The organism is Polaromonas aquatica (assembly GCF_042659145.1).
Lineage (GTDB): Bacteria > Pseudomonadota > Gammaproteobacteria > Burkholderiales > Burkholderiaceae_C > Polaromonas > Polaromonas aquatica.
The window spans coordinates 173,490-196,125 of record NZ_JBHSRS010000005.1; the positions used below are offsets into that span (position 1 = coordinate 173,490).

Sequence of the window (22,636 nt, forward strand, 5' to 3'; positions counted from 1 at the left end):
CGGATTAACGCGAGGTCGGCGCAGATAACTGCGCCTTTCGGCCCGCCTTACATACCGCTGTAGTTGGGCCCGCCGCCGCCTTCGGGCGTGACCCAGACGATGTTTTGCGTCGGGTCCTTGATGTCGCAGGTCTTGCAGTGCACGCAGTTTTGCGCATTGATCTGCAGGCGGTCCGTGTTGTCTTCGTCTTTCACAAACTCGTACACGCCAGCCGGGCAGTAGCGGCTTTCTGGCCCGGCGTACTTTGCCAGGTTGATGCCGACCGGAACACTCGCGTCTTTCAGCGTCAGGTGCGCAGGTTGCTGCTCTTCATGGTTGGTGTTGGAGACAAACACCGAGCTCAGGCGGTCAAAGGTGATCTTGTTGTCGGGTTTTGGATAAACAATGGGCTGGCATTCCGCTGCCGGCTTGAGCATCGCGTAATCCGGCTTGTTGCGGTGAATGGTCCATGGCGGGCTCTTGATGCCCAGCCTGGGCAGCAGCCACTGTTCGATGCCGGTCATGAAGGAGCCGACATACAGGCCCTTCTTGAACCACGCCTTGAAGTTGCGTGACTGGTCCAGTTCAGCGGCGAGCCAGCTCTTTGCATAGGCTTCCGGGTAGGCTGCCAGTTCATCGTGCTGGCGGCCAGAGGTCACCGCGGCGTACGCCGCGTCGGCGGCCAGCATGCCGCTCTTGATGGCCGCGTGGCTGCCCTTGATGCGGCTGGCGTTGAGGTAGCCGGCTTCGCAACCGATGAGCGCACCGCCGGGGAACACGGTTTTGGGCAGGCTCAAGGCGCCGCCGGCTGTGATCGCACGCGCACCATAGCTGATGCGTTTGCCGCCTTCCAGGTACTGGCGGATGGCGGGGTGGGTCTTCCAGCGCTGCATCTCCTCAAACGGGCTGAGGTAGGGGTTGCTGTAGTCCAGCCCTGTGACCAGGCCCAGCGTGACCTTGTTGTCTTCCAGGTGGTACATGAAACCGCCGCCGTAGGTCGCGCTGTCCATGGGCCAGCCGGCGGTGTGGATGACGAGGCCGGGCTTGTGCTTGGCCGGGTCGATTTCCCAGAGTTCTTTCACGCCGAGCGCATAGGCCTGCGGGTCCTTGCCTTCGTCGAGTTTGAACTTTGCAATCAGCTGGCGGCCCAGGTGGCCGCGCGCGCCTTCGGCAAACACGGTGTACTTGCCATGCAGCTCCATGCCGAGCTGGAAGTTTTCGGTGGGTTCTCCGTCCTTGCCGACGCCGAGGTTGCCGGTAGCAACACCCTTGACGGAGCCGTCATCGTTGTAGAGCACTTCTGCTGCCGGGAAGCCCGGGAAAATTTCAACGCCAAGGTTCTCCGCCTGTTGCGCCAGCCAGCGCACCACATTGCCCAGGCTGATGACGTAGTTGCCTTCGTTGTGAAAGCAGTCGGGTACAAAAAACGCGGGCGTCTTCACGGCGCCTTTTTCGCTGAGGAACAGCACCTCGTCGCTGGTGACGGGCTGGTTCAACGGTGCACCTTGCTCTTTCCAGTCGGGGATCAGTTCGGTGATCGCCCTGGGGTCCATTACCGCACCGGAGAGGATGTGGGCGCCGGGCTCGGAACCTTTTTCAAGCACCACGACCGAGATGTCCGTGCCTTTTTCTGCGGCCAGTTGCTTCAGGCGGATGGCTGTTGCCAGGCCGCCGGGTCCACCGCCCACTACGACAACGTCGTATTCCATGGCTTCACGGGGGCCGAACTGGGCCAGAATTTCTTGGTTGTTCATCGTGGGACTCGCTGATAATGATTTCAGGAATGGCGGTCTGCCTCTCGGATGATTTTATGCGGTGAATGCAGGCTGTCGGGCAGAGGACCGGATTTCACATCTTTATTGAGAGGAGCCCCTAATGACCTACAACATTGATCTTTCAGGGCGAGTCGCGCTGGTGACTGGCGCCTCTGGAGGGCTGGGTGCCCAGTTTGCAAAAACCCTGAGCCGGGCTGGTGCTGCCGTGGTGCTGGCCAGCCGCAGGCTGGACAAACTCAAGGACCTGCGTGCCCAGATTGAAGCCGCTGGCGGCGCCGCGCATGTCATTGAGCTTGACGTGACCGACCACGCCAGCATCAAGGCCGGTGTGGCGCATGCCGAAACCGAGGTCGGCCCCATAGACATCCTTGTCAACAACTCCGGCGTGAGCACCACGCAGCGCCTGCAGGACGTGGGCGAGGAGGACTACGATTTCATTTTCGGCACCAATGTCAAGGGCGCTTTTTTTGTGGCGCAGGAAGTCGGCAAGCGCATGCTGACACGTGCCAAAGGTGCTGCGCCGGGCACCTATGCGGGTGGGCGCATTATCAACATCGCATCAATGGCCGGCCTGCGCGTGCTGCCGCAAATCGGCGTGTACTGCATGAGCAAGGCTGCCGTGGTGCAGATGACCAGGGCCATGGCGCTGGAGTGGGGCAAGTTCGGTATCAATGTCAACGCCATCTGCCCGGGCTATATCGACACCGAAATCAATCATCACCACTGGGAAACCGAGCAGGGCAAAAAACTGGTGCAGATGCTGCCGCGCAAGCGGGTCGGCAAACCGCAGGACCTGGATGCGCTGCTGGTGATGCTGGCCAGCGGTGAAAGCCATTTTGTCAATGGTGCGGTGATTGCCGCCGATGATGGCTTTGGGGTCTGAAAATATGGCCCGCATGCTTGCTGTGTTGCCTGCTGGGCGTCCCTGTATCCGGGCTTTGGCTGTATCGGGGTGCTGACCGGAATTCTGGCGGGGCTGGCTGCCGGCGCACTGTGGGGCCTGGTGTTTGTGGCGCCGCGCATGGTGAGCGGTTTCCCTGCGGTGGACTTCACGGCCGGCCGGTTTTTGTCATACGGCGCTGTGTCATTGTTCCTGATGCTTGCAGTGCGCAAGTCCGCCTGGCCGAACGCCCGGCAGGCACTGGCCGCGCTTGGCATGAGTGTGCTGGGGTTTACCGGCTATTACCTGCTGCTGGTGTTTGCCATTCGTGATGCGGGCACCGAAGTGCCCAGCCTCATCATCGGGACCATTCCTGTCTGGATGATGCTTTTGGGAAAACCTGCTGGCCTGCGCTTGGGGGCACTGGTGCCGGGACTGGTGTTGACTCTGCTGGGCCTGGGGCTGATGACGCAGGCATCGCACGGTGCAGGTGCGACGGCGGGCGAGGCTGTTCCGCATCTGGATTTCTGGCGCGGTGTGGTGTTTGCCGTGGCCTCCATGGTGTTCTGGACGGTCTTTGGCCTGGTGAACGCTGCGTGGCTAAAAAAGCATCCGGAAGTCAGTGCCACGACCTGGGCCAACTGGCTGGGCGTGGCGACAGGCCTGGGTGCCCTGGCGCTCTGGCTGGCCGCGGGATCTGATGCAAAGGTGCTGCTGGCCAGGACGGACTGGGCGCAAGCGGCCATGCTTTGTATGGCAACGGGGTTCGGCTCGACCTGGCTGGCAACGATTCTCTGGAACATCGCGAGCCGGCGCCTGAGCGCCAGCCTGTGCGGCCAGCTGATCGTGAGCGAGACCTTGTTTGCCCTGGCTTATTCCTTTGCCTGGGACGGGCGCTGGCCGACCCAGGTGCAGGCGCTGGCCTGCCTGTTGTTTGCAGCGGGTATTCTTGCTTCCATACGGGCTCACCGTTAAACCGATTTAAAAGAGCTGATCCAAACCATGAAAATTGACATTCCAGAGAAGAAAAAACTGGTCTACGAAATGCGCATCCCCATCCGCTGGGGCGACATGGATGCCATGGGTCATCTCAATAACGGGACCTATTTCCGCTACATGGAAACCATACGCATAGACTGGATGTATTCCGTCGGCTGCCGGCCAGACCCCAAAAGCGAAGGCCCGGTGATCGTCAATGCGTTCTGCAATTTCTACAAGCAGCTTGAGTACCCCGGCGACGCTCTGGTGAAGATGTATGTCAGCGACCCTGCGCGTAGCACGTTCGAGAGCTGGTGCACGATGGAGCGTGCCGATGCGCCCGGCGTGATCTGCGCAGCGGGCGGGGCCACCACGATATGGGTGGACTTTCCGGCGCAAAAATCCAAAACGCTGCCGGACTGGATGCGCAAGCTGGTGGAGAACTAAGCTCAGGCCGGCTTGGGCGCCTTGGGCACCCGGCCCATCAGGTAAAACTCGGGGTTGGGCAGCATGCCGCTAAAGCTTGCGATGCGGTTTGACAAGCCGAAAAAGGCCGTGATGGCGGCGATGTCCCAGGCGTCTTCATCATCGAAGCCGTGCGCCTTGAGCGCATCAAAGTCGGCGTCCTCAATTTCGTCGGAGTGCTGGCAGACCTTCATCGCAAAGTCCAGCATGGCGCGCTGGCGCGGCGTGATGTCTGCCTTGCGGTAGTTCACGGCGACCTGGTCCGCCACCAGCGGTTTTTTCTCATAAATGCGCAGGATGGCGCCGTGTGCCACCACGCAGTACAGACACTTGTTGGCGGCACTGGTGGTGGTAACTATCATCTCGCGCTCGCCCTTGGTCAGGGAGCCGGCAGGGTTGGATCCTTCTTCTTTCAGCATCAGCGCATCGTGGTATGCGAAGAACGCACGCCACTCCTGCGGCCGCCTTGCCAGCGCAAGAAACACATTGGGCACGAAGCCGGCTTTCTCCTGCACTTCCAGCACTTTGGCCTTGATGTCTTCGGGCAGGTCTTTCAGTTCGGGGGTGGGGTAACGTAATGGCATGGTGTTGTCTCTCATTTTTTGGATCAGTTTGCATGATACGGGAGGTGGCGCCTGCCCGGGCGCGGTGCTTTTCATGGCCAGGCCATGGGCTTGCCTGCACGGCAAAAGAAGGCGTATCCCCAGAACACCCAAACAGCCCTCTTGAACGTCGAATCAAGGCATTTCAGGTGTCAAAAGAGGCTGTAGCCCAATGTATTTGCGCGCAGCAAGCTATCAAAAAAGGAGCGACCGGCTGCGCGCGCAGCGTCTGCAAACGCTGCCCCGTATCAGGGGTACAAACCGCGCAACTCGCGCGTATGCAATATCCGCTTGCAGGCCACGATAAACGTGGCGGTGCGCAGGCTGACCTTGTGGTCCTGGGCAACCAGCCAGACACCGGCGAAAGCCTCTTTCATGATGCGCACCAGGCGAGCATTGATTTCGGCTTCGTCCCAGAAGAAGCTCGAAAAATCCTGCACCCATTCAAAGTAGCTGACGGTCACGCCGCCGGCGTTGGCGATCACGTCGGGCAGCACCAGCACATTGCGTTCCTGCAGGATGTCGTCGGCTTCCGGCGTGGTGGGGCCGTTGGCGCCTTCGATGATCATGCGAGCCTTGATACGCCCGGCATTGTCTTTTGTGATCTGCTGCTCCAGCGCCGCGGGAATCAGGATGTCGCAGTCCACGTCCCAGAACTTGTCATTGGCAATCACTTCTGCCTGCGCAAAACCGCCCACGCTGCCGGTCTCGGCCACATGCCTGAGCAGTGCCGGCACATCCAGCCCGGCTTCGCGGTAAATCGTGCCGCCGTGGTCTTGCACCGCGACCACGCGCGCGCCAGCTTCGGCAAACAGCTTGCCGGCCACGCCGCCCACATTGCCGAAACCCTGTACTGCCACCCGCGCGGTGGGGATATCCAGCTCTATGTGTTTGGCCGCCTCGACGCCGACGGTGAACACGCCGCGCCCTGTGGCTTCGCGCCTGCCCAGCGAGCCGCCCAGGTCGACAGGCTTGCCGGTGACCACGCCGGTGGCGGTGGAGCCGGTGTTCATGGAATAGGTATCCATCATCCACGCCATGATCTGCTCGTTGGTGTTGACGTCAGGCGCCGGGATGTCCTTGTTGGGGCCGATGATGATGCCGATCTCGCTGGTGTAGCGGCGTGTCACTCGCTCCAGTTCGCCGCGTGACAAGGTTTTCGGATCGACGCGGACGCCGCCCTTGGCACCGCCGTAAGGCACGTTCACCGCGGCGTTCTTGATCGACATCCAGGCCGACAGGGCCATCACTTCGGACAGCGTCACGTCCTGGTGGAAGCGCACACCGCCCTTGCCGGGGCCGCGCGAGACGTTGTGCTGCACGCGGTAGCCTTCAAAGTGCGCCACCGTGCCGTCGTCCATATGGATGGGAACGTCAACAACCAGGATCCGCTTGGGTCGTTTCAGTGTCTCGGCCCAGCGCGCCAGGCTGCCCAGGTGCGGGATGACACGGTCAACCTGCTGCAGGTAGTTGCCCCAGGGGCCAAGGTTGTCGGCTTGCAGGTAGGAGGGCAGGGGATGCGAGCCGGGCGTGACGGCCGTAACTGGGGCGGATGCATGTGACATGAAACACTCCTTTTGGGAAAATCAATAACCCAGAGCTTAGGAGTCTGCCGGTCAAATGTCCAAGGCAAGCTTTATGTGTTGTTATGCAAAAACCACATAGTTTGTATTCTGCGGTTTGGCTCAGGTGGTGAACTGCAGTGCAGCCAGCCGCGCATACACCCCGCCCTGGTTCACCAGCTCGGTATGTGTGCCTTGCTCGACCAGTTTGCCGTGGTCCAGCACCAGGATGCGGTCGGCCTGCTGCACCGTCGCCAGGCGGTGGGCAATGACGAGCGTCGTGCGGCCCTGCATGGCGGACTCCAGTGCCGCCTGCACCATGCGCTCGCTTTCCGCGTCCAGCGCGCTGGTGGCTTCGTCCAGCAGCAGCAGTGGCGAGTTTTTCAGCATGGCACGTGCAATCGCAATGCGCTGGCGCTGCCCGCCCGACAGGCGCACGCCGCGCTCACCAAGGAAGGTGTCGTAGCCCTCGGGCAGGGCGTTGATGAAGTCATGCGCAAAGGCAGCTTTTGCAGCAGCTTTGGTCTCTTCATCCGTCGCGCCGGGTTTGCCGTAGCGGATGTTCTCCAGCGCGCTGGTCGAGAAAATCACCGCGTCCTGCGGCACGATGCCGACACGATGGCGCAGGTCTTCAAGCGCCATGTCCGAGGTGCGTACGCCGTCGAGTTCGATGCAGCCGGAAGTCGGGTCGTAAAAGCGCAGCAGCAACTGGAACACCGTGCTTTTGCCGGCGCCGCTGGGGCCCACGATGGCGACGGTCTCGCCGGGTGCAACGTGCATGCTGAAGTTGTTCAGCGAAGCCTGTGCGGGACGGGACGGGTAGTGAAACGTCACCGCTTCGAATTTGATGCTGCTGCCGCCATTGATCGCCGGGACTGCAACTGGGTTGGGCGGTGAAACCACTGGTGAGCGCGAGGCCAGCAGCTCCATCAGGCGCTCGGTGGCGCCTGCTGCACGCAGCAGGTCGCCGTAGACCTCGCCCAGCACGGCGGTGGCGCTGGCCAGGATGATCACATACACCACGGTCTGGCCCAGGTGGCCTGCCGTGATGTCGCCGCGCATCACCGCCTGCGTGCCCTGGTACAGGCCCCACAGCAGCGCCGCCGAGGTGGCAATAATGATGAAGGCCACCAGCACCGAGCGCGCCTTGGTGCGGCGTACCGCCACATTGAAGGCATTGGTCGTCGAGACATTAAACCGCGTGGCTTCACGGCCTTCGGCGGTGTAGCTTTGCACCACGGGAATGGCGTTGAGCACTTCCGCTGCAATCGCGCTTGAATCGGCCACGCGGTCCTGGCTGGCGCGCGAGAGCTTGCGCACGCGGCGGCCAAACCACACCGACGGTGCGACGATCAGCACCAGCACGCCCAGCACCTGCACCATCAGGTAGGGATTGGTATAGACCAGCATGATCAGCGCGCCCACGCCCATCACCGCGTTGCGCAGGCCCATGCTCAACGACGAGCCCACCACCGTCTGCACCAGCGTCGTGTCGCCGGTCAGGCGCGAGAGCACTTCGCCGGTTTGAGTGGTCTCAAAAAACTCCGGGCTTTGCCGTACCACATGCGAGTACACCGCATTGCGCAGGTCGGCGGTGACGCGCTCGCCTAGCCAACTGACCATGTAAAAACGGCCGGCTGAAAAAAGCCCCAGCGCGGCGGCCACCGCAAACAGCTCGAAGAAGTGCTGGCGCAAGGCCATCAACTGCTCGCCCTTGCCGGCATCGGTCAGGCCGGCGTTCACCAGCCCGCCGTCTATCAGGCTGCGCAGGGCCAGCGGAAACACCAGGGTGGCGATCGCCGCCATGACCAGGAAAAACACCGCCAGTCCGATCTGGCCCCAGTACGGCTGCAGAAAGGGCAGCAGGCCGGAAAGTGAGCGGGGGGAGCCCTTGGGGGCGTTGAAAGATGCGGAGGAAGTAGCCATGCGCCGAGTTTAATGGTTTTACGTTATAAAGAATGCCGTTGCAAATGCAGCCTTGACAATATTTGCTTAAGCATGTATTATTTGGTCATGGCTTCAAAAACCAAATCCAAGCTTGATTGCAACCCCCTCGTCGGCGACCTGACATGCCCGATGGTGGAGTTTTACCGCGCCGAAGGCTACAAGCCCGATGAAAGCGTGGCCTACCTGATGCGCCGGATTATTTCCGTGGCCAGCCAGCACATTGAACGCGAGCTTGAGCCGACCGGCCTGACCAATGCGCAGTGGGTTCCGCTGCTCAAGCTCTATATGGGCCACGCCTCGACGGTGGCTGAACTCGCGCGCGTGTGCGAACTGGACGCCGGCTCCATGACCCGCCTGCTCGACCGCATGGAGGCCAAGCAGTTGTGCCGCCGCGTCCGCTCTTCGGACGACAGGCGCGTGGTCAATCTTGAGCTGACGGAAGCAGGGCGCACGGCAGCCAAAGGGATTCCTGAAATCCTCTGCCGGGTCCAGAACGCGCACCTCTCGGGCTTTTCCGCAGAGGAGTGGCAAATCCTCAAAGGCTACCTGCGCCGCATCCTCGATACCGCGCAATCCCTGAATGGCATGCCGGAAAAAACAGCAGAAAAACCATCGCTACTCCAGACCCAAACATCGGCAGTTGAAAATGAAAAATAAGCTTACCCCTGTCTCTTCAGGCGCCAATTCCTCCTTCGCGCTGGCCGTGCCGCAGCAGGACGCTCACCCCATGCCGGTGTGGCGCGCCTCTTTCCGCATGGCCCTGATTGCCGCCGCGAGTGTGGCGGCTGCGGGCCTGATTGCCACCGGCATCACCGGCTGTGCCGACATGTCGGGCATAACGCCCAACGCCGTGCTGCGCGATGCGCCTTCGCTGGGTTTGCCGGCCACGGCGGAAGCATCCCCTGTGGTTGCCGCCGAATGGTGGCGTGACTTTGGCGACGAACAACTGAACCGGCTGGTGGCCCAGGCGCTGGAAACCAGCCCCAGCCTGAAAATCGCGCAGGCCCGCCTGGCACGCGCGCAGGCCGTGACCGAAGTGGCCGATGCCGCCACCTTGCCGCAACTCAGCGGCCAACTGGACGCCACGCGCCAGCTCTATACAAAAAACGGCCTTGTGCCTGCACCACTGGCCGGCACTATCCAGGAAACCGGCACGGCCCAGCTCAATGCCAGCTGGGAGCTTGATTTTTTCGGCAAGAACCGTGCAGCCCTGGACGCCGCCCTGGGCAGCGTGCATGCGGCCGAGGCTGACGCACAAGCTGCCCGCGTGTTGCTGGCCAGCAATGTCGCGCGCAGCTACTTCCAGCTGGTGCGCCTGAACGAGCAGGCCACGGTTGCACGGCGCACGCTGGCGCAACGTGAAGAAACACTCAAGCTTGTGCAGGACCGCGTGAACGCCGGCCTGGACACGCGCCTTGAACTGCGCCAGAGCGAAGGCGGCCTGCCCGAGGCCCGGCTGCAGCTGGAGTCGCTGCAGGAGCAGATGGCGCTGACGCGCAACGCGCTCGGGGCCCTGATTGGGCAGGCGGATGTGGCCCTGGCCACCGTACCGCCTGCGCAGTCGGCTATTAAAAACGTAGCGATGACGGGAGCCATGGCCGCGATCCCGGCAGACCTGCTGGGCCGACGGGCCGACATCACGGCCGCCCGCTGGCGCGTCGAAGCCTCCGTCAAGGACGTGGCCAATGCCAAGACCCAGTTCTATCCCAACATCAACCTCATCGCATTTGCCGGTTTCTCCAGCATTGGCCTGAACAACCTGACCAGGTCGGGCAGCCAGCAGTGGGGCGTTGGCCCGGCCTTGCGCCTGCCGATTTTTGATGCGGGCCGCCTGCGCGCCAACCTGCGCGGCAAAACCGCAGACCTGGATGCTGCAGTTGAAAGCTATAACGCCGCCGTGCTTGACGCCGTGCGCGACGTGGCCGACCAGGTTACCTCCATGCAGGCCATTGCGCGCCAGCAGGTCCAGCAGCGCGCTGCGCAGAACGCTGCAGAAGGCGCTTACGAGATTGCCGTGCAGCGCTACAGGGCCGGCCTGGGCAATTACCTCAATGTGCTGACCGCAGAAACCAATGTGCTGGCGCAACGCCGCGGTGCGGTAGACCTGGCTGCCCGGGCCCTCGACACGCAGGTGGCGCTGATCCGTGCCCTCGGTGGCGGTTATGTGCCGGATCAGGCCGTGCCCGGCCAAGCCCAGATTGCTACAAAAACAATAGCTGGTGGCGGGCTTCAGACGCCGGCCAGCGGCACATTTGATGCCAAAAACAAGCCCGCAACGCTTTAAAACCGGCTGAAAGACACAACCCGGCCGCTTTTGCCTTTGTAAATAAAGCACCGCATCCCTAACGCTTCAATAACGTATTTCCAACATCATGAACGCACCTCAATCCTCCTCTTCCAGCCTGCCCAACGAACCAGTTGCAGGCAACCCCAAGCGCAAAAAGGCGCTGACCGCGCTGGCCAGCGTGGTGGTGCTCGCCGGCCTGGGCTGGGCCGCGTATGAATACCTGGTCGCCAGCCATTACGAGTCCACCGACAACGCCTATGTGCAGGGCAATGTGATCCAGATCACGCCGCAGATCGGCGGCACCGTCATGGCCATCATGGCCGACGACACCGATTTTGTGAAAGCCGGCCAGCCGTTGGTGCAGCTTGACCCGGCCGACGCAAAAGTTGCGCTGGACCAGGCCGAGGCCGCGCTGGCCCAGGCCGTGCGCCAGGTGCGCACGCTGTACGCCAACAATGGCACGCTGGCCGCGCAGATCACACTGCGGGAGTCTGACGTGGTCAGGGCGCAAAGCGACATCGCCCGCGCCAACGACGACCTGAACCGCCGCCAATCCCTCACAGGCAACGGTGCGGTGTCCCGTGAAGAACTCGGCCATGCCGAGACCCAGCTTGCCAACGCCAAAAGCGCGCTGGCCGCAGCGCAGGCCGGTGTGGCCGCCGCGCGCGAACAGCTCAGCAGCAACCAGGCGCTGACCGAAGGCACCAGCATCGAGCAGCACCCCAGCGTGCTGGTGGCCGCTGCCAAGGTGCGCGAGGCCTACCTGGCCACCCAGCGCGCTGCCATGCCCGCGCCTGTCGATGGCTACGTGGCCAAACGTACCGTGCAACTGGGCCAGCGCGTGGCCGCCGGCACGCCGATGATGTCCATCATCCCGCTCAAGCAGGTCTGGGTCGATGCCAACTTCAAGGAAGTGCAGCTGCGTAACATCCGCATAGGCCAGCCCGTCACGCTGGTGGCCGACCTGTATGGCAAAAAAGTTGAATACAAGGGCACGGTCGCAGGCCTGGGTGCCGGCACCGGTGCGGCTTTCTCCCTGTTGCCCGCGCAAAACGCCACCGGCAACTGGATCAAGGTGGTACAGCGCGTACCCGTGCGCATCGCGCTGGACCCCAAGCAGATTGAAGCCAACCCGCTGCGTGTCGGCTTGTCCATGGACGCCGAAGTCGACGTAAGCAACAAGGACGGCAAGATGCTGGCTGATGCGCCGCGCCCTGCGGCGCAGGCAGAGGTGCATGCCTACAGCGTGCCCGGCGATGCCGCGGACCAGGACGTGAAACGCGTGATTGCCGCCAACGTTGGCAAGGCCGGCGCAGCAGTCAGCGCACCCAGGGTCATTGGCGCGTTGAAGCCTGATGCATCGTCCAGCCAGGCAAAAGTCAGCCCTGTCGCCAAGCCCGGCGCAGTGGCCTCGGCATCGCTATAAGCCAGGTTGCCGTCCCGATTTTCCGAATGACCCGCTGGTGTAACTTCCCGGCTTAATTTGCAGGCGTCCATGGCTTCCGAATCCACTCTCCCAACTGCGGCGGCTTCGTCGCCGGCGCCCGCCGAAGCCGAACCCATCGCGCTGCCGCCCCTGACGGGTTCGGCCCGCATGTGGGGCACGCTGGCGCTGTCCGCCGCGACCTTCATGAACGTGCTCGACTCGTCGATCGCCAACGTTTCCCTGCCGGCCATTGCCGGCGACCTGGGTGTCAGCCCCAACCAGGGGGTATGGGTCATCACCAGCTTTGGTGTGGCCAATGCCATTTCGGTGCCTCTCACCGGCTGGCTGTCGCAGCGCTTCGGCCAGGTGCGGCTGTTCATGGCCAGCATCATCCTGTTTATCGTTACCTCGTGGCTGTGCGGCCTGGCGCCGAACATGACCACGCTGATCATCTTCCGTATCCTGCAGGGGCTGGCCGCCGGGCCGTTGATCCCGTTGTCGCAGACCCTGCTGCTGTCGAGTTACCCGAAAGCGATGGCGGGGATGGCGATGGCGCTGTGGTCCATGACCACCCTGATTGCGCCCGTACTCGGGCCGCTGCTTGGGGGCTGGATCACCGACAACATTTCATGGCCCTGGATTTTTTACATCAACATTCCGGTGGGCATTGGTTCCGCCTTTGTGACCTGGGCCATCTTCCACAAGCGCGAAAGCAAGACCAAGAAACTGCCCATCGACACCATAGGGCTGGCGCTGCTCATCATCTGGGTGGGCGCGCTGCAGGTCATGCTCGACATAGGCCAGGAGCATGACTGGTTCCATTCCGGCGCAGTGGTTGCGCTGGCGATTGTGGCGGTGGTCGGCCTGATTACCTTTGTCATCTGGGAACTCACGGAAGAGCATCCGGTGGTGGACCTGACGCTTTTCAAGCGGCGCAACTTCTGGTCCGGCGCGCTGGCCCTGTCTATCGGCTATGGCCTGTTCTTCGGCAACGTCGTGCTGCTGCCGCTGTGGCTGCAGCAATACATGGGCTACACCGCCACGCAGGCCGGCATGATCATGGCACCTGTGGGCTTGATGGCGCTGATTTTTTCGCCGATTGTCGGCAAGAACATCCACCGTGTGGACCCGCGCCGCATGGCAGCTTTTGCCTTTGTCGTTTTTGCACTGGTGCTGTGGATGCGCTCCAACTTCAACACCCAGGCCGACTTCAAGACCATCCTGATCCCCACGATCATCCAGGGTGTCTCCATGGCTTTCTTTTTCATACCGCTGGTGACGCTGACGCTGTCGGGCATTTCGCCAGACCGCATTCCGGCGGCCTCGGGCCTGTCCAACTTTGCGCGTATCACCGCGGGCTCGTTCGGCACCTCGATTGCCACCACCATCTGGCAGGACCGGGCCAGCCTGCACCACGCCCAACTGGCCGACGCGGTCAATACCGGAAGCGCCGCAACCAACAGCGCGATGGCAGGCCTGGCCAGCGCCGGGCTGACACCCGAGCAGGCCCTGGCCAGCATCAACCGGCTGGTGGACCAGCAGGCATACATGCTTGCCGCATCGGACGTGTTTTATGCCTCGGCACTGATCTTCCTGGCGCTGATTCCGCTGGTCTACCTGGCGCGTCCCGCCAAGGGCGGCGGTGCAGGCAGCGCGGATGCTGCGGCCGGGGCGCATTGAGACCTGAAAGTCCTGGGCAAGAGGTGAAGCGTTTGACGCTTCACCCGGTAGGTGAGGCACCAGGCGCTCGATGAGCGCTACATTCAGGCCAGGAGGGAGTCCACCATGCTTGACTATCTGTTCTATTTCTTCGCCGGCGCTTTTCTGGCCAACAGCATTCCCCATATCACCAACGGCATATCCGGGCGTGCTTTCCCCACGCCTTTTGCCACGCCGCGCGGGCAGGGCGAATCTTCCGCCTCCCTGAATGTGCTTTGGGGCGCATTCAACTTTGGCGTGGGTTACGCGCTGCTGTTTTTTGCCGGCAGTTTCAGTTTCTCAGCGCTCACGCATGTCGCGGTTGCCGGTCTGGGGGCTTTGCTCATGGCCCTGTTTCTGGCCTGGCGTTTTGGTCCGCTGTATGGCGGGAACCGTTCCGGGTCAGGAAAATAACTGACCAGACACCCGGTACAAGCAAAAGCCGGGTTGACCAAAAAACCTGCATACATTGACTCAAATACCGGAAGGCCGCCATGACGCTTGAATGGAAGGGTTCCCAGGAGGAACTGGATTGGGATGAACTCTCAAAGCTGTACCTGGCGGCTCCGCTGGGCCACAAGGCGCCTGCTGACCTGGAGCGCGTGTTTTCAAACAGCATGTTCAAGTGTTTTGCCTATGACGCCGGACGTCTGGTCGCCGCAGGGCGGGCGCTGGCTGACGGTGTGGATTGCTCTTATATCTGCGATGTGGCGGTCCATCCGGACCATCAGGGAACCGGGCTTGGCAGGGAGGTTGTGGCCAGGCTGGTGGCCTTATCGACGCATCACAGGAAGATCATCCTGTACGCGGTTCCGGGCAGCGAGCCGTTTTACAAAAAACTCGGCTTCAAACGCATGTCGACTGCCATGGCGATTTTTCAGAATCAGGTGCAGGCCCTTGAGCGGGGGCTGCTCAATGACAGCTGATACGACCTGGCGGTGAAATCTCACATCCGCAGTGGCTGCGCATACCCAGTCATTTCCAGATAACCGCTGCCAACCTTTTTTCCATTGCTGTCGATCAGCTCGCTCAGGCCTTCCCAATAAATCGATCCGGTGGATTGCCGGCTGTCGAGTTCCTGGTTGTCTATCACGGCCCTGACGGTATAAAAATCCGCCGGCGTGCGGACCATCCATTCGACCGGGTAGGTGGTTTGGGTCAGCGGGCTTTTCCAGTAGCGTGTGGGCTTGAAAATAACCTCGCCGCGGCTGAAGATATACGGCTTGCCTTTTGGCGCCCTGAACGAGCCGCCGTCCCATAGCGCGTCGCCGGCCTTGTCGCGCAGCCTGAAGGCGGTGAGGGCGCTGCCGTCAATCAGGTTCATGCCGATCCAGTCCCAGCCGGTCGCGTTCGGGTGCAGCAGTTCCTGGCTCCATTCATGGTCCAGCCAGGCCTTGCCGCTCACTTCAAAGTCCTGGCCTTTCAATTGCAGTTTGCCGGTCGTGGCGAGCTGGGGCTGGCTGTAGTAATAACTCGCCTGCTTTTCTTCAGGGCCCTTGCGCGACAGGCCTTGTTTGCCCTGTAGCAGCACGGGCTGCGTTTCCGTGAACTGCAGGTTGATGCCAAAGTCCGTTGTGGGCAGGCTGGCGGTGTAATGGCCTCCCTGGCTTTGCAAGGACCAGTCGCGCAGCTTGATGTTCATGTCGGCTTCGCTGGCCAGGGCCACACCAAAACCGTCGCGCGCGATGCGCTGGTCGTGCCAGAGTTTTTTGCCGGCCACGTCGGTGATGGCTGCATGCGCAAACAGCAACTGCCTGGCTGCAAATTTTGAGCGCATGCCCTGCGTGCTTTCCACCCGCGAGCGAAAAAACGTGAGCTGAAATCCAAACACACGCTGGCCCGATGTAGCCTGCCCCGTGATGTACCACCACTCGGTGCGAAAGTCGGGGTGCGCGCCCCGGTCGCGCGGGAAGGCCAGCGCTTTGGCCGGCAGGGCGCGGGATGGCCCGGCGAACCCCAGCGCGCCTGCCACACCGCTTGCAATGAGGTGGCGCCGCAACAGGTTCACCGGCATGGGGGCGCGCATGTCAATTGGCCAGTCCGGGATGCATCAGTTGCGTGACATGCCGCTGCGCCGGTGTGCAGTCGCCAAACTTGCCCTTCACCCAGTCGGCATCGTGGTAGGTTGGCAGGTAGCGCTCACCGGAATCGCAGAGCAATGACAGGATGGAGCCCTCTTCGCCGCGTGCCAGCATTTCATGCGCCAGCGCCAGCATGCCTACAAAGTTGGTGCCGGTGGACGGTCCGACCCTGCGCCCGAGCAAGGCCGAGAGCGCCTGCATGGCGGCCAGTGAATCCGCATCGGGCACTTCAATCATGCGGTCGATCACACCGCGTATAAAACTGGCTTCCACTCGCGGGCGGCCTATGCCCTCAATGCGCGAGCCGGCGCCCTCCAGGCTGGCGTCGCCGCTGCGGTGGTACGCGCCAAATACCGAGCCCGACGGATCGGCGACGCATAACTGGCAGGCAGGGCCATGGTGCCGCTGGTAGCGCATGTAGCGGCCAATGGTGGCGCTGGTGCCGCCCGTGCCTGCGCCAACCACAATCCACCGCGGCACGGGATGCCGCTCGTGCGTCATCTGCTCGAACATGCTTTCCGCAATATTGTTGTTGCCGCGCCAGTCGGTTGCGCGTTCGGCATAGGTGAACTGGTCCATGTAGTGGCCGCTGGTTTCCAGTGCCAGCTTGCGGGCTTCTTCATAAACCTCGGCCGCACTGCCGACCCAGTGGCAGCGCCCGCCGTAGTGTTCAATTTGTGCGACTTTTTCCGGCGATGTGTTGCGCGGCATGACGGCGATAAACGGCAGGCCCAGCAAGCGCGCAAAGTAGGCCTCGCTCACGGCGGTGGAGCCGCTGGAGGCTTCAACGATGGTGGAGCCTTCGTGAATCAGCCCATTGCACAGCGCATACAAGAACAGCGAGCGCGCCAGCCGGTGCTTCAGGCTGCCGGTGGGGTGGGTGGATTCGTCCTTGAGGTAAAGGTCAATGCCGCGCGCGGCAAATGCCGGCATGTTCAGGGCGATCAGGTGCGTGTCGGCGCTGCGCTGGTAGTCCGCCTCGATGCGGGCAATGGCGGTGTTGAGCCAGGGGCCCTGAAGTGTCTTTGATGCGTTCATGGCCCTGATTCTCGCGCAGGACCTGTCTGGCGGGAAGCACGGGTGGTCCCAACACCGGTTGTCATTCGCTCAAGGGGCTTCAGCAGCGTGGTATCGCAGCGCAGTTGCGTGCCGACCCTGTAAAGGCTATCCTCAAAGCTGTTCTTCACCCTACCCAGGAGGTGCGCCATGTACAAACGAATTTTGCTGGCCTATGACGGTTCCAAATCCGGGCAAAAGGCATTACTCGATTGCCGTGATATTGCGCAGTGGAGCCAGGCGTCGCTGACACTTATCGCGGTGACGCCGCTGTCCATGCAGGTGATTGGTGTTGAAGGCGGCATTTACGACAAAAACCTGGCCGAGTACGAGAAGGAAAAGTACACCGGCATCCTGGACGAGGGTTTGCGCCAGCTGGCCGCATCGGGCTACCAGGCCCATGGCGAGGTGGTGCTTGGCGATGTGGTCGATGAAATCGCCAGGTATGCCGAGAAAATTGACGCCGACCTGATCGTGGTCGGGCACAAGCACCTGGAGGGCTGGGCTGCCCGCTGGTGGCGCGGCTCGGTGTCCAAGTCGCTGATCGAGAACGCGCCCTGCAGCGTGCTGGTGGTCATCACTGACTGAACGCGCCACTACGCCGCTAATGCGGCGTTGTCGTTGCGGTCTGGAAAACAACTTCGCCGCTGGGTATGTGCACCACACGTACCTGCTGGCGCGTGGGGTCGTTCACACTTTTGACTGCGACCGCGACGGCCAGCGAGCAATCTGCGAAGACATGTTTGTAGTCAGTGGGCGGCAGCAACGTACCCAGCAATGGGTCCATGCTTTCAATACGGTATTGAGCGGATGCCATGGGGAGAGCCTCGTGTGAGTTGAACCTTCATGGTAAGGGCGCAATGCAATGCATTCATGACAATGCCGCGTCAAATACGTGAGTTTGGTAAGCAAAAGAAAGCAGCCATCAATGCGGATGCCGTGATAGCTTGCAACACCTGCCCGGCCTTGCTGCCGGTTACCAGTCTTCCTTGACCGCCAGCACGGCGTCTTTTCCGGCCGCTGCTCGGCCCGCGAGCCAGGCGGTGACGGTGCCGGCCGCAACCACCGCCGCGCACAGGCCCAGCAGGCGCAGCCATGGCAGTACCAGGTCCATGGTCCAGTGAAAACTTTGCGGGTTGACGACATGCACCAGCACGACGGCCACCAGCAGCCCCAGCGCCAGGCCAGCGACGGAGCCTATCAATGTCCATGCCGCGCCTTCGCCGGCCACCACCGCCAGGATTTGCCGCCTGGTGAGGCCGAGGTGCGCGAGCAGGCCGAACTCCTTGCGGCGCGCCAGCACCTGCGCGCTGAAACTGGCCGCCACGCCAAACAGGCCTATCGCGATCGCCACGCCCTGCAGCCAGTAGGTCACGGCAAAGCTGCGGTCAAAAATCTTTAGCGATGTCGCCCGGATCTGCCGTGTCGAGGCAAACTCGATCAGGGCACCGGCTCCCGAAAGGCGGTCGGCCTCCAGCCGCACGGCCTGCTCGACCTCGCTGCTGCTGGCATTGGCATCGAGCCAGAGCGCCAGGTCGTTCACGCGCCGGTCGCCTGTCAGCCGCTCGAAGTCGCGCTGGTCCATGGCGATCGCACCGAACTGGCGGGCGTAATCGCGCCAGACGCCGGCGACATAAAAAATGGTGGGGCTTGAAGCAGCTGGTGGCGCTATTAAAGTTGTAGCTGGCTGCGCCCGTTCTACGGAGGCCAGGGCACTAAATGATTGTGAGAGTCGCCTGAAAACAGTGCCCGGACGGGCGCCATAAAGGTCCACCATGGCCTCGCTGACATAAATTGCCACATGGCCGGGCGGCACCGGCAGGGCGCTGCCCACCAGGGGCAATGTGCTGGCCGGGTCCGTGATCTCCCGGGCAATCAGCGCCACGGCGGGCTGGCCGGGATCAAGCAGCAGCGTGGTGTTGCGCAGCGCGCTGACGTGGCTCACGCCTTTGACCCTGGCCATCGCATTGACAAACTCCGGCGTGAAATACACGGTGTCGCCGGCCACGGACGACGAGCCCGAAGGCGGCGCGGTACGCATGTACAGGTCGGCCGGCAGTACCACGTCCAGCCAGTGCGTGACGGAGTCCCTGAAGCTGGCCACCATCACGGTGAGCGCGACCGCCAGGCTGAGCGATGCCACCACACCGCTGACGGCCACGGCTGCGCTTTCACGCACGCGGCGGGCGCGCTCCACGGCCAGCAGGGGCAGCAGGCGGTGCGCAACCAGTGGGCCAAGTCGGTCATAGAGAAGCGCGATCAGCCAGGGCAGGGCGGTGATGCCGCCTATCAACAGCAGCGCGACCGATGCATAGGCCGCCAGTGGAATGCCAAATACGGGCGGGGCCGCCGCCAACAGAGCGCCGGCAGCTATCAAAATGATACTGAGCCAATGCCCGTGGCCATTGCTTGATGTTGCGCCCAGGCCTTTGAGGGTTTGCGCGGGAGGCAGTTTTTGTGCGGCCCGGGCTGGCCACCAGCCGCCGACCAGCGATGCGGCAACACCCAGCGCGCCATAAATGGCGGCGGCCCAGCCGCTCCATTGCAGGCTGGGCGCCACACCGGCAAAGTAGCCGCCACCCAGATCGCCGCCCAGCAGGCGCAAGGCCAGCGCTGCCAGGCCGGTGCCCAGCGCAATGCCGGCGGCGCTGCCAACCAGGCCCAGCAGTCCGGATTCGGCCAGCACCAGCAGCAGCCGCTCACGCCCGGTCAGGCCCAGCACGCCCAGCAGGGCAAACTGTTGCGCACGTTTGGCCACGCTCAGCGACAACACTGAAAACACCAGGAAGGCACCGGTAAACAGCGCCACCAGCGCAAGTACCGTGAGGTTGACGCGGTAGGCGCGCGACAGGTTGCTGACGCGCTGCGCAGCATCGCCTGGCTCTGCGGCTGTGACTCCTGATGGCAGTTCCAGTGAGCGGATAAAAGCGGCTTGGTCAGTGCCAGCCTTGAGGCGCACATCAATCCGCGACAGCTGCCCGCGTTTGCCAAACAGCTCCTGTGCCGCGCCAATGTCCATCACCGCCAATGGCGCGCCGCCTGCGCTCACGGAGCCGGCAACGTTGACGTTCAGCAGTTGCAGGCCGCTTTGTAGCTGGAAGCCGGTATCCGGCAGCTTCTGCCGCGCTGCGGGGTTCAGGAAAACCGCGCCGGGTGTGAACAGCGCAAAGCGGTCTGCATCCGCTGCAGGCACAGGCATCAGGGCCGGTGCAAGCTGCGCCACGACGAGGGCGTCCAGGCCGACGATGCGTAGGGCCAATCGTTGTCCTGCAGGTGTAACGGCATAGCTGGCCAGCTCCAGCATGGGGCTGGCCGCGGCGACCTGCGGGTGATTCGCCACACGTTCAAAGATGGCTTCGTCAAAACTGCCCTGCACCGCGCGCAATTCAAGGTCGGGCTGGCCGTTGACGGAGCGCACCGCCTGCGAGAACTCGCTCAGAGCCGAAGCGTTGATCAATTGCACGGAGAACGCCAGCGCCACGCCCAGCATCACGGCTGCCATGGCCGCCAGGTTGCGCCAGGGGTGATGCCGCAACTCGCGCCATGAAAGCTGGCGCAACAACCTGGGCAAGAGCGTGAAGGCGGCCGCGCCTGGCGGCAGGGTGGTCCTAGTTGGTGATGCCATCACTGCTCAGGTGCAATACCCGGTCTGCCCGTGCTGCAGCGGCTTCGGAGTGCGTGACCAGCACCAGCGATGCACCGTGTTCCCGGGTTTGCGCCATCAGCGCGTCCATGACTCTGGTGGCGGTGCTGGGGTCCAGGTTGCCTGTGGGCTCGTCAGCCAGCAGCAGGCCGGGGCGATGCACCAGGGCTCTGGCAATCGCCACACGCTGCAGTTGTCCGCCGCTCAGTTGCTGCGGCAGGCGCCCGCCCAGGCCTGCCAGGCCCACGGCTTCAAGCATGGCCTGAACCCGTGTGTCGTCCGGCTGGCCCAGCAAAAGCAGGGGAAGCGCAACGTTTTGTGCGACGTCCAGGTGCGGCAGCACATGAAAGGCCTGGAACACAAAACCCACATGCCGGCGGCGCAGCAGCGCGCGCTGGTCGTCGGCCAACGTGCCCAGGTCTGTGCCCTTGAGCAGGACCGAGCCCTGGTCCCAGCTGTCCAGCCCGGCCATGCAGTTGAGCAGCGTGGATTTGCCTACGCCGGATTCGCCGACGATGGCGACAAACTCGCCGGGCGCAACGTCCAGCGAAACGTCAGCGAAGACGGGGGTATCCAGGTAGCGTTTGGCGAGATCACGGACTTGCAGCATTGCACTATCCTAACCCCCCCTTTCAGGCTCACTTCGTGTAGCCTGCTACCCCTCAAGGGCGCGACCATGAAGGCTAATCAAGCATGAGCCGTGGAACCGGCTTTGCCGGGCCACAGGCGGGCGGCCCCCTCGGGGGGCAGCGACCCACACGAAGTGGGGGAGCGTGGGGGCTAATCCTTATACCAGCGCTCCAGCCAGCGTGTCATGAGTTTGCCGGCGGCTTCGCGCCCGCCAATGCCGAAAGACAAGGCCACTGCCACGGCCACCGAGCCAAGCGTCAGGCCAAAGGCCAGGTGCACGATCTCGTTGGCGATGCCCATGGCGCGCAGGCCCATGGCAATCACCAGGCCCAGGATGGCAATGCGTGCCACACCGGCCAGCCCGGCCGTGTGTTTGCCGCTGGCCTTGTGGATGGCATCGAACGCGACGTTGGAAATCCAGAAGCCAACAGCCAGGATGGCGCCGCCCAGCAGGATGTCTGCGCCGAAGCGGATAAAGGATGCGACCATGATGCCCACCTGGCTGAAGCCGAGCTGGTTGGCCGCCTCGGTGACAGCAAACAGCATGGCAAAAAACATCAGCAGCGTCGATGCCAGGCGAGAGGGCCGGCCTGCGCCCGACAGCACATGCTGCAGGCCCATCTTTTGCGGCAGGTTGTCGGCTCCGGCGCTTTCCAGCAGGCTGGCGAGCAGGCGCGATGCAAAACGCGCCACGTACCAGGTCAGCAGCAGGATCACCGATGCCGCCACCAGGCGCGGCACGGCGGCAAACATCAGGCTGAGCATGTCAGCGGCGGGGCGAGAAATGGCATCTATCTTCAGCGCATCGAGCGCGGCGATCAGCGAAGGCACGAACACAAAGATGAACACCAGGGTGCCGGCCAGGGTGGACAGGCGTATGGAGTTGTCCAGCCCTATGCGCTGGTTGATGCTGTCCACGCCGGCCGCGGCCAGCAGGTTGCTTACCAGGCCGCGCAGCACCCGGCCCACTATGTAACCCACGCCGCCTATCAACAGCGCCGCGAATACGCTGGGCACCATGCCCAACAACTGGTTGAGCATGAGGGTCACAGGCTCCAGCAAGGCATTGAGCTGGAAGGCGCTGAGGATGACGGGCAGGAACATCAGGATGACCAGCCAGAACAGCACGTTGCCGGCATTGCGGCTCATGGGCGTCATGCCGGCCTCGCTCGACAGCTTTTCATCCATGCTTGTCATTGCCAGTGCGCGCGTGGCCAGCGCGCGCAGCACGGTGGCGATCAGCCAGGCGATCAGGGACAGCGCCGCGCCGGCCAGCAGCTTCGGCAGGTAGCCGATGATGTCGGTCATCATGCTGGCGAAGGGGTTGGTCAGCAAGGACAGGTCCAGCACATTGAGGACCGCGATCAGCGTGGCCAGCAGAACCAGCCAGAAAACGCCTATGGCCACGGGCGACTCGGCATCCATCTGCACGCCCGAGCTTTCCTCTATGCGGGCATTGACCTTGAGCACGCCCAGCAGTCGTCGCACGGCGGCACGTGCAGTGACGGCCAGCAGCCAGCCGAGTACAAGAATGGCCACGGCACCGAGAATTCTGGGGATATGCGCACCCAGGCTGGATTGCAGGGCGGTGGCAAAGGTAGTCAGGTCCATGATGCGCTCCTTTTGT

General features: G+C 62.7%; 20 protein-coding genes. 10 read left to right on the top strand and 10 right to left on the bottom strand.

Annotated features, from left to right (window positions below; all coding sequences use genetic code 11):
* Positions 1-47: 47 nt before the first annotated feature.
* Positions 48-1,733 carry an electron transfer flavoprotein-ubiquinone oxidoreductase gene (locus tag ACFQND_RS03135; protein ID WP_371434561.1) on the bottom strand — a complete coding sequence of 562 codons (1,686 nt, stop codon included), beginning with the start codon at positions 1,731-1,733 and terminating at the stop codon, positions 48-50.
* Positions 1,734-1,854: 121 nt separating this feature from the next.
* On the opposite strand from ACFQND_RS03135, the gene ACFQND_RS03140 reads away from it, so the two are divergent.
* The 3 genes from ACFQND_RS03140 (at position 1,855) to ACFQND_RS03150 (ending at position 4,059) form a co-directional block, all read left to right on the top strand.
* Positions 1,855-2,637, top strand: coding sequence for an SDR family oxidoreductase (locus ACFQND_RS03140; RefSeq protein ID WP_371434562.1), 783 nt, complete (start codon positions 1,855-1,857; stop codon positions 2,635-2,637).
* Positions 2,638-2,706: 69 nt separating this feature from the next.
* On the top strand, positions 2,707-3,609 hold the full coding sequence (locus tag ACFQND_RS03145) for a DMT family transporter (RefSeq protein WP_371434563.1): 903 nt from the start codon (positions 2,707-2,709) through the stop codon (positions 3,607-3,609).
* Between the two features lie 27 nt (positions 3,610-3,636).
* Complete coding sequence (locus tag ACFQND_RS03150; RefSeq protein WP_371434564.1) at positions 3,637-4,059, top strand: acyl-CoA thioesterase; 423 nt, start codon at positions 3,637-3,639, stop codon at positions 4,057-4,059.
* Between the two features lie 2 nt (positions 4,060-4,061).
* Here the strand turns inward: ACFQND_RS03150 and ACFQND_RS03155 are convergent, their stop codons facing one another.
* From ACFQND_RS03155 to ACFQND_RS03165, 3 genes are all read right to left on the bottom strand, one after another.
* On the bottom strand, positions 4,062-4,661 hold the full coding sequence (locus ACFQND_RS03155) for a peroxidase-related enzyme (protein WP_371434565.1): 600 nt from the start codon (positions 4,659-4,661) through the stop codon (positions 4,062-4,064).
* Between the two features lie 266 nt (positions 4,662-4,927).
* The gene (locus ACFQND_RS03160) at positions 4,928-6,244 is read right to left on the bottom strand and encodes a Glu/Leu/Phe/Val family dehydrogenase (RefSeq protein ID WP_371434566.1); all 1,317 of its coding nucleotides are present in this window, start codon (positions 6,242-6,244) and stop codon (positions 4,928-4,930) included.
* 120 nt (positions 6,245-6,364) lie between these two features.
* On the bottom strand, positions 6,365-8,167 hold the full coding sequence (locus tag ACFQND_RS03165; protein WP_371434567.1) for an ABC transporter transmembrane domain-containing protein: 1,803 nt from the start codon (positions 8,165-8,167) through the stop codon (positions 6,365-6,367).
* Between the two features lie 87 nt (positions 8,168-8,254).
* Here ACFQND_RS03165 and ACFQND_RS03170 point away from each other — a divergent pair, with 87 nt between their 5' ends.
* From ACFQND_RS03170 to ACFQND_RS03195, 6 genes are all read left to right on the top strand, one after another.
* Complete coding sequence (locus ACFQND_RS03170) at positions 8,255-8,845, top strand: MarR family winged helix-turn-helix transcriptional regulator (RefSeq protein WP_371434568.1); 591 nt, start codon at positions 8,255-8,257, stop codon at positions 8,843-8,845.
* A 97-nt stretch (positions 8,846-8,942) separates the two neighbouring features.
* Positions 8,943-10,472: an efflux transporter outer membrane subunit gene (locus ACFQND_RS03175; RefSeq protein ID WP_449301344.1), complete on the top strand. Its 1,530-nt coding sequence runs from the start codon at positions 8,943-8,945 to the stop codon at positions 10,470-10,472.
* An 88-nt stretch (positions 10,473-10,560) separates the two neighbouring features.
* A complete protein-coding gene (locus tag ACFQND_RS03180; RefSeq protein WP_371434569.1) occupies positions 10,561-11,901 on the top strand; it encodes an HlyD family efflux transporter periplasmic adaptor subunit in 1,341 nt (446 codons plus the stop codon).
* Positions 11,902-12,069: 168 nt separating this feature from the next.
* A complete protein-coding gene (locus ACFQND_RS03185; RefSeq protein WP_371434640.1) occupies positions 12,070-13,581 on the top strand; it encodes a DHA2 family efflux MFS transporter permease subunit in 1,512 nt (503 codons plus the stop codon).
* Positions 13,582-13,686: 105 nt separating this feature from the next.
* A complete protein-coding gene (locus ACFQND_RS03190; protein WP_371434570.1) occupies positions 13,687-14,013 on the top strand; it encodes a hypothetical protein in 327 nt (108 codons plus the stop codon).
* A gap of 80 nt (positions 14,014-14,093) precedes the next feature.
* Positions 14,094-14,525: a GNAT family N-acetyltransferase gene (locus ACFQND_RS03195; RefSeq protein WP_371434571.1), complete on the top strand. Its 432-nt coding sequence runs from the start codon at positions 14,094-14,096 to the stop codon at positions 14,523-14,525.
* Between the two features lie 20 nt (positions 14,526-14,545).
* Here the strand turns inward: ACFQND_RS03195 and ACFQND_RS03200 are convergent, their stop codons facing one another.
* A complete protein-coding gene (locus tag ACFQND_RS03200) occupies positions 14,546-15,625 on the bottom strand; it encodes a lipocalin-like domain-containing protein (RefSeq protein WP_371434572.1) in 1,080 nt (359 codons plus the stop codon).
* 1 nt (position 15,626) lies between these two features.
* Positions 15,627-16,718 (bottom strand): PLP-dependent cysteine synthase family protein, encoded by a 1,092-nt coding sequence (locus tag ACFQND_RS03205; RefSeq protein WP_371434573.1) that lies wholly within the window; start codon positions 16,716-16,718, stop codon positions 15,627-15,629.
* Positions 16,719-16,886: 168 nt separating this feature from the next.
* Between ACFQND_RS03205 and ACFQND_RS03210 the strand changes: the two genes are divergently transcribed.
* A complete protein-coding gene (locus ACFQND_RS03210) occupies positions 16,887-17,324 on the top strand; it encodes a universal stress protein (RefSeq protein WP_371434574.1) in 438 nt (145 codons plus the stop codon).
* A gap of 16 nt (positions 17,325-17,340) precedes the next feature.
* Here the strand turns inward: ACFQND_RS03210 and ACFQND_RS03215 are convergent, their stop codons facing one another.
* The 4 genes from ACFQND_RS03215 to ACFQND_RS03230 form a co-directional block, all read right to left on the bottom strand.
* Positions 17,341-17,553 carry a hypothetical protein gene (locus ACFQND_RS03215; RefSeq protein ID WP_371434575.1) on the bottom strand — a complete coding sequence of 71 codons (213 nt, stop codon included), beginning with the start codon at positions 17,551-17,553 and terminating at the stop codon, positions 17,341-17,343.
* 159 nt (positions 17,554-17,712) lie between these two features.
* Positions 17,713-20,361 (bottom strand): ABC transporter permease, encoded by a 2,649-nt coding sequence (locus ACFQND_RS03220; RefSeq protein WP_371434576.1) that lies wholly within the window; start codon positions 20,359-20,361, stop codon positions 17,713-17,715.
* Positions 20,345-20,989 (bottom strand): ABC transporter ATP-binding protein, encoded by a 645-nt coding sequence (locus ACFQND_RS03225; protein ID WP_371434577.1) that lies wholly within the window; start codon positions 20,987-20,989, stop codon positions 20,345-20,347. The genes ACFQND_RS03220 and ACFQND_RS03225 overlap by 17 nt, the downstream gene beginning before the upstream one ends.
* 170 nt (positions 20,990-21,159) lie before the next feature.
* Positions 21,160-22,620 (bottom strand): mechanosensitive ion channel, encoded by a 1,461-nt coding sequence (locus ACFQND_RS03230; RefSeq protein WP_371434578.1) that lies wholly within the window; start codon positions 22,618-22,620, stop codon positions 21,160-21,162.
* Between the last annotated feature and the right edge of the window lie 16 nt (positions 22,621-22,636).

Excerpts from the sequence above, each read along its gene's own strand:
- ACFQND_RS03135 (WP_371434561.1), bottom strand. The coding sequence starts at position 1,733 with ATGAACAACCAAGAAATTCTGGCCCAGTTCGGCCCCCGTGAAGCCATG.
- ACFQND_RS03140 (WP_371434562.1), top strand. The coding sequence starts at position 1,855 with ATGACCTACAACATTGATCTTTCAGGGCGAGTCGCGCTGGTGACTGGC.
- ACFQND_RS03150 (WP_371434564.1), top strand. The coding sequence starts at position 3,637 with ATGAAAATTGACATTCCAGAGAAGAAAAAACTGGTCTACGAAATGCGC.
- ACFQND_RS03155 (WP_371434565.1), bottom strand. The coding sequence starts at position 4,661 with ATGCCATTACGTTACCCCACCCCCGAACTGAAAGACCTGCCCGAAGAC.
- ACFQND_RS03160 (WP_371434566.1), bottom strand. The coding sequence starts at position 6,244 with ATGTCACATGCATCCGCCCCAGTTACGGCCGTCACGCCCGGCTCGCAT.
- ACFQND_RS03165 (WP_371434567.1), bottom strand. The coding sequence starts at position 8,167 with ATGGCTACTTCCTCCGCATCTTTCAACGCCCCCAAGGGCTCCCCCCGC.
- ACFQND_RS03170 (WP_371434568.1), top strand. The coding sequence starts at position 8,255 with ATGGCTTCAAAAACCAAATCCAAGCTTGATTGCAACCCCCTCGTCGGC.
- ACFQND_RS03175 (WP_449301344.1), top strand. The coding sequence starts at position 8,943 with ATGGCCCTGATTGCCGCCGCGAGTGTGGCGGCTGCGGGCCTGATTGCC.
- ACFQND_RS03180 (WP_371434569.1), top strand. The coding sequence starts at position 10,561 with ATGAACGCACCTCAATCCTCCTCTTCCAGCCTGCCCAACGAACCAGTT.
- ACFQND_RS03185 (WP_371434640.1), top strand. The coding sequence starts at position 12,070 with ATGTGGGGCACGCTGGCGCTGTCCGCCGCGACCTTCATGAACGTGCTC.
- ACFQND_RS03190 (WP_371434570.1), top strand. The coding sequence starts at position 13,687 with ATGCTTGACTATCTGTTCTATTTCTTCGCCGGCGCTTTTCTGGCCAAC.
- ACFQND_RS03195 (WP_371434571.1), top strand. The coding sequence starts at position 14,094 with ATGACGCTTGAATGGAAGGGTTCCCAGGAGGAACTGGATTGGGATGAA.
- ACFQND_RS03200 (WP_371434572.1), bottom strand. The coding sequence starts at position 15,625 with ATGCGCGCCCCCATGCCGGTGAACCTGTTGCGGCGCCACCTCATTGCA.
- ACFQND_RS03205 (WP_371434573.1), bottom strand. The coding sequence starts at position 16,718 with ATGAACGCATCAAAGACACTTCAGGGCCCCTGGCTCAACACCGCCATT.
- ACFQND_RS03210 (WP_371434574.1), top strand. The coding sequence starts at position 16,887 with ATGTACAAACGAATTTTGCTGGCCTATGACGGTTCCAAATCCGGGCAA.
- ACFQND_RS03215 (WP_371434575.1), bottom strand. The coding sequence starts at position 17,553 with ATGGCATCCGCTCAATACCGTATTGAAAGCATGGACCCATTGCTGGGT.
- ACFQND_RS03220 (WP_371434576.1), bottom strand. The coding sequence starts at position 20,361 with ATGGCATCACCAACTAGGACCACCCTGCCGCCAGGCGCGGCCGCCTTC.
- ACFQND_RS03225 (WP_371434577.1), bottom strand. The coding sequence starts at position 20,989 with ATGCTGCAAGTCCGTGATCTCGCCAAACGCTACCTGGATACCCCCGTC.
- ACFQND_RS03230 (WP_371434578.1), bottom strand. The coding sequence starts at position 22,620 with ATGGACCTGACTACCTTTGCCACCGCCCTGCAATCCAGCCTGGGTGCG.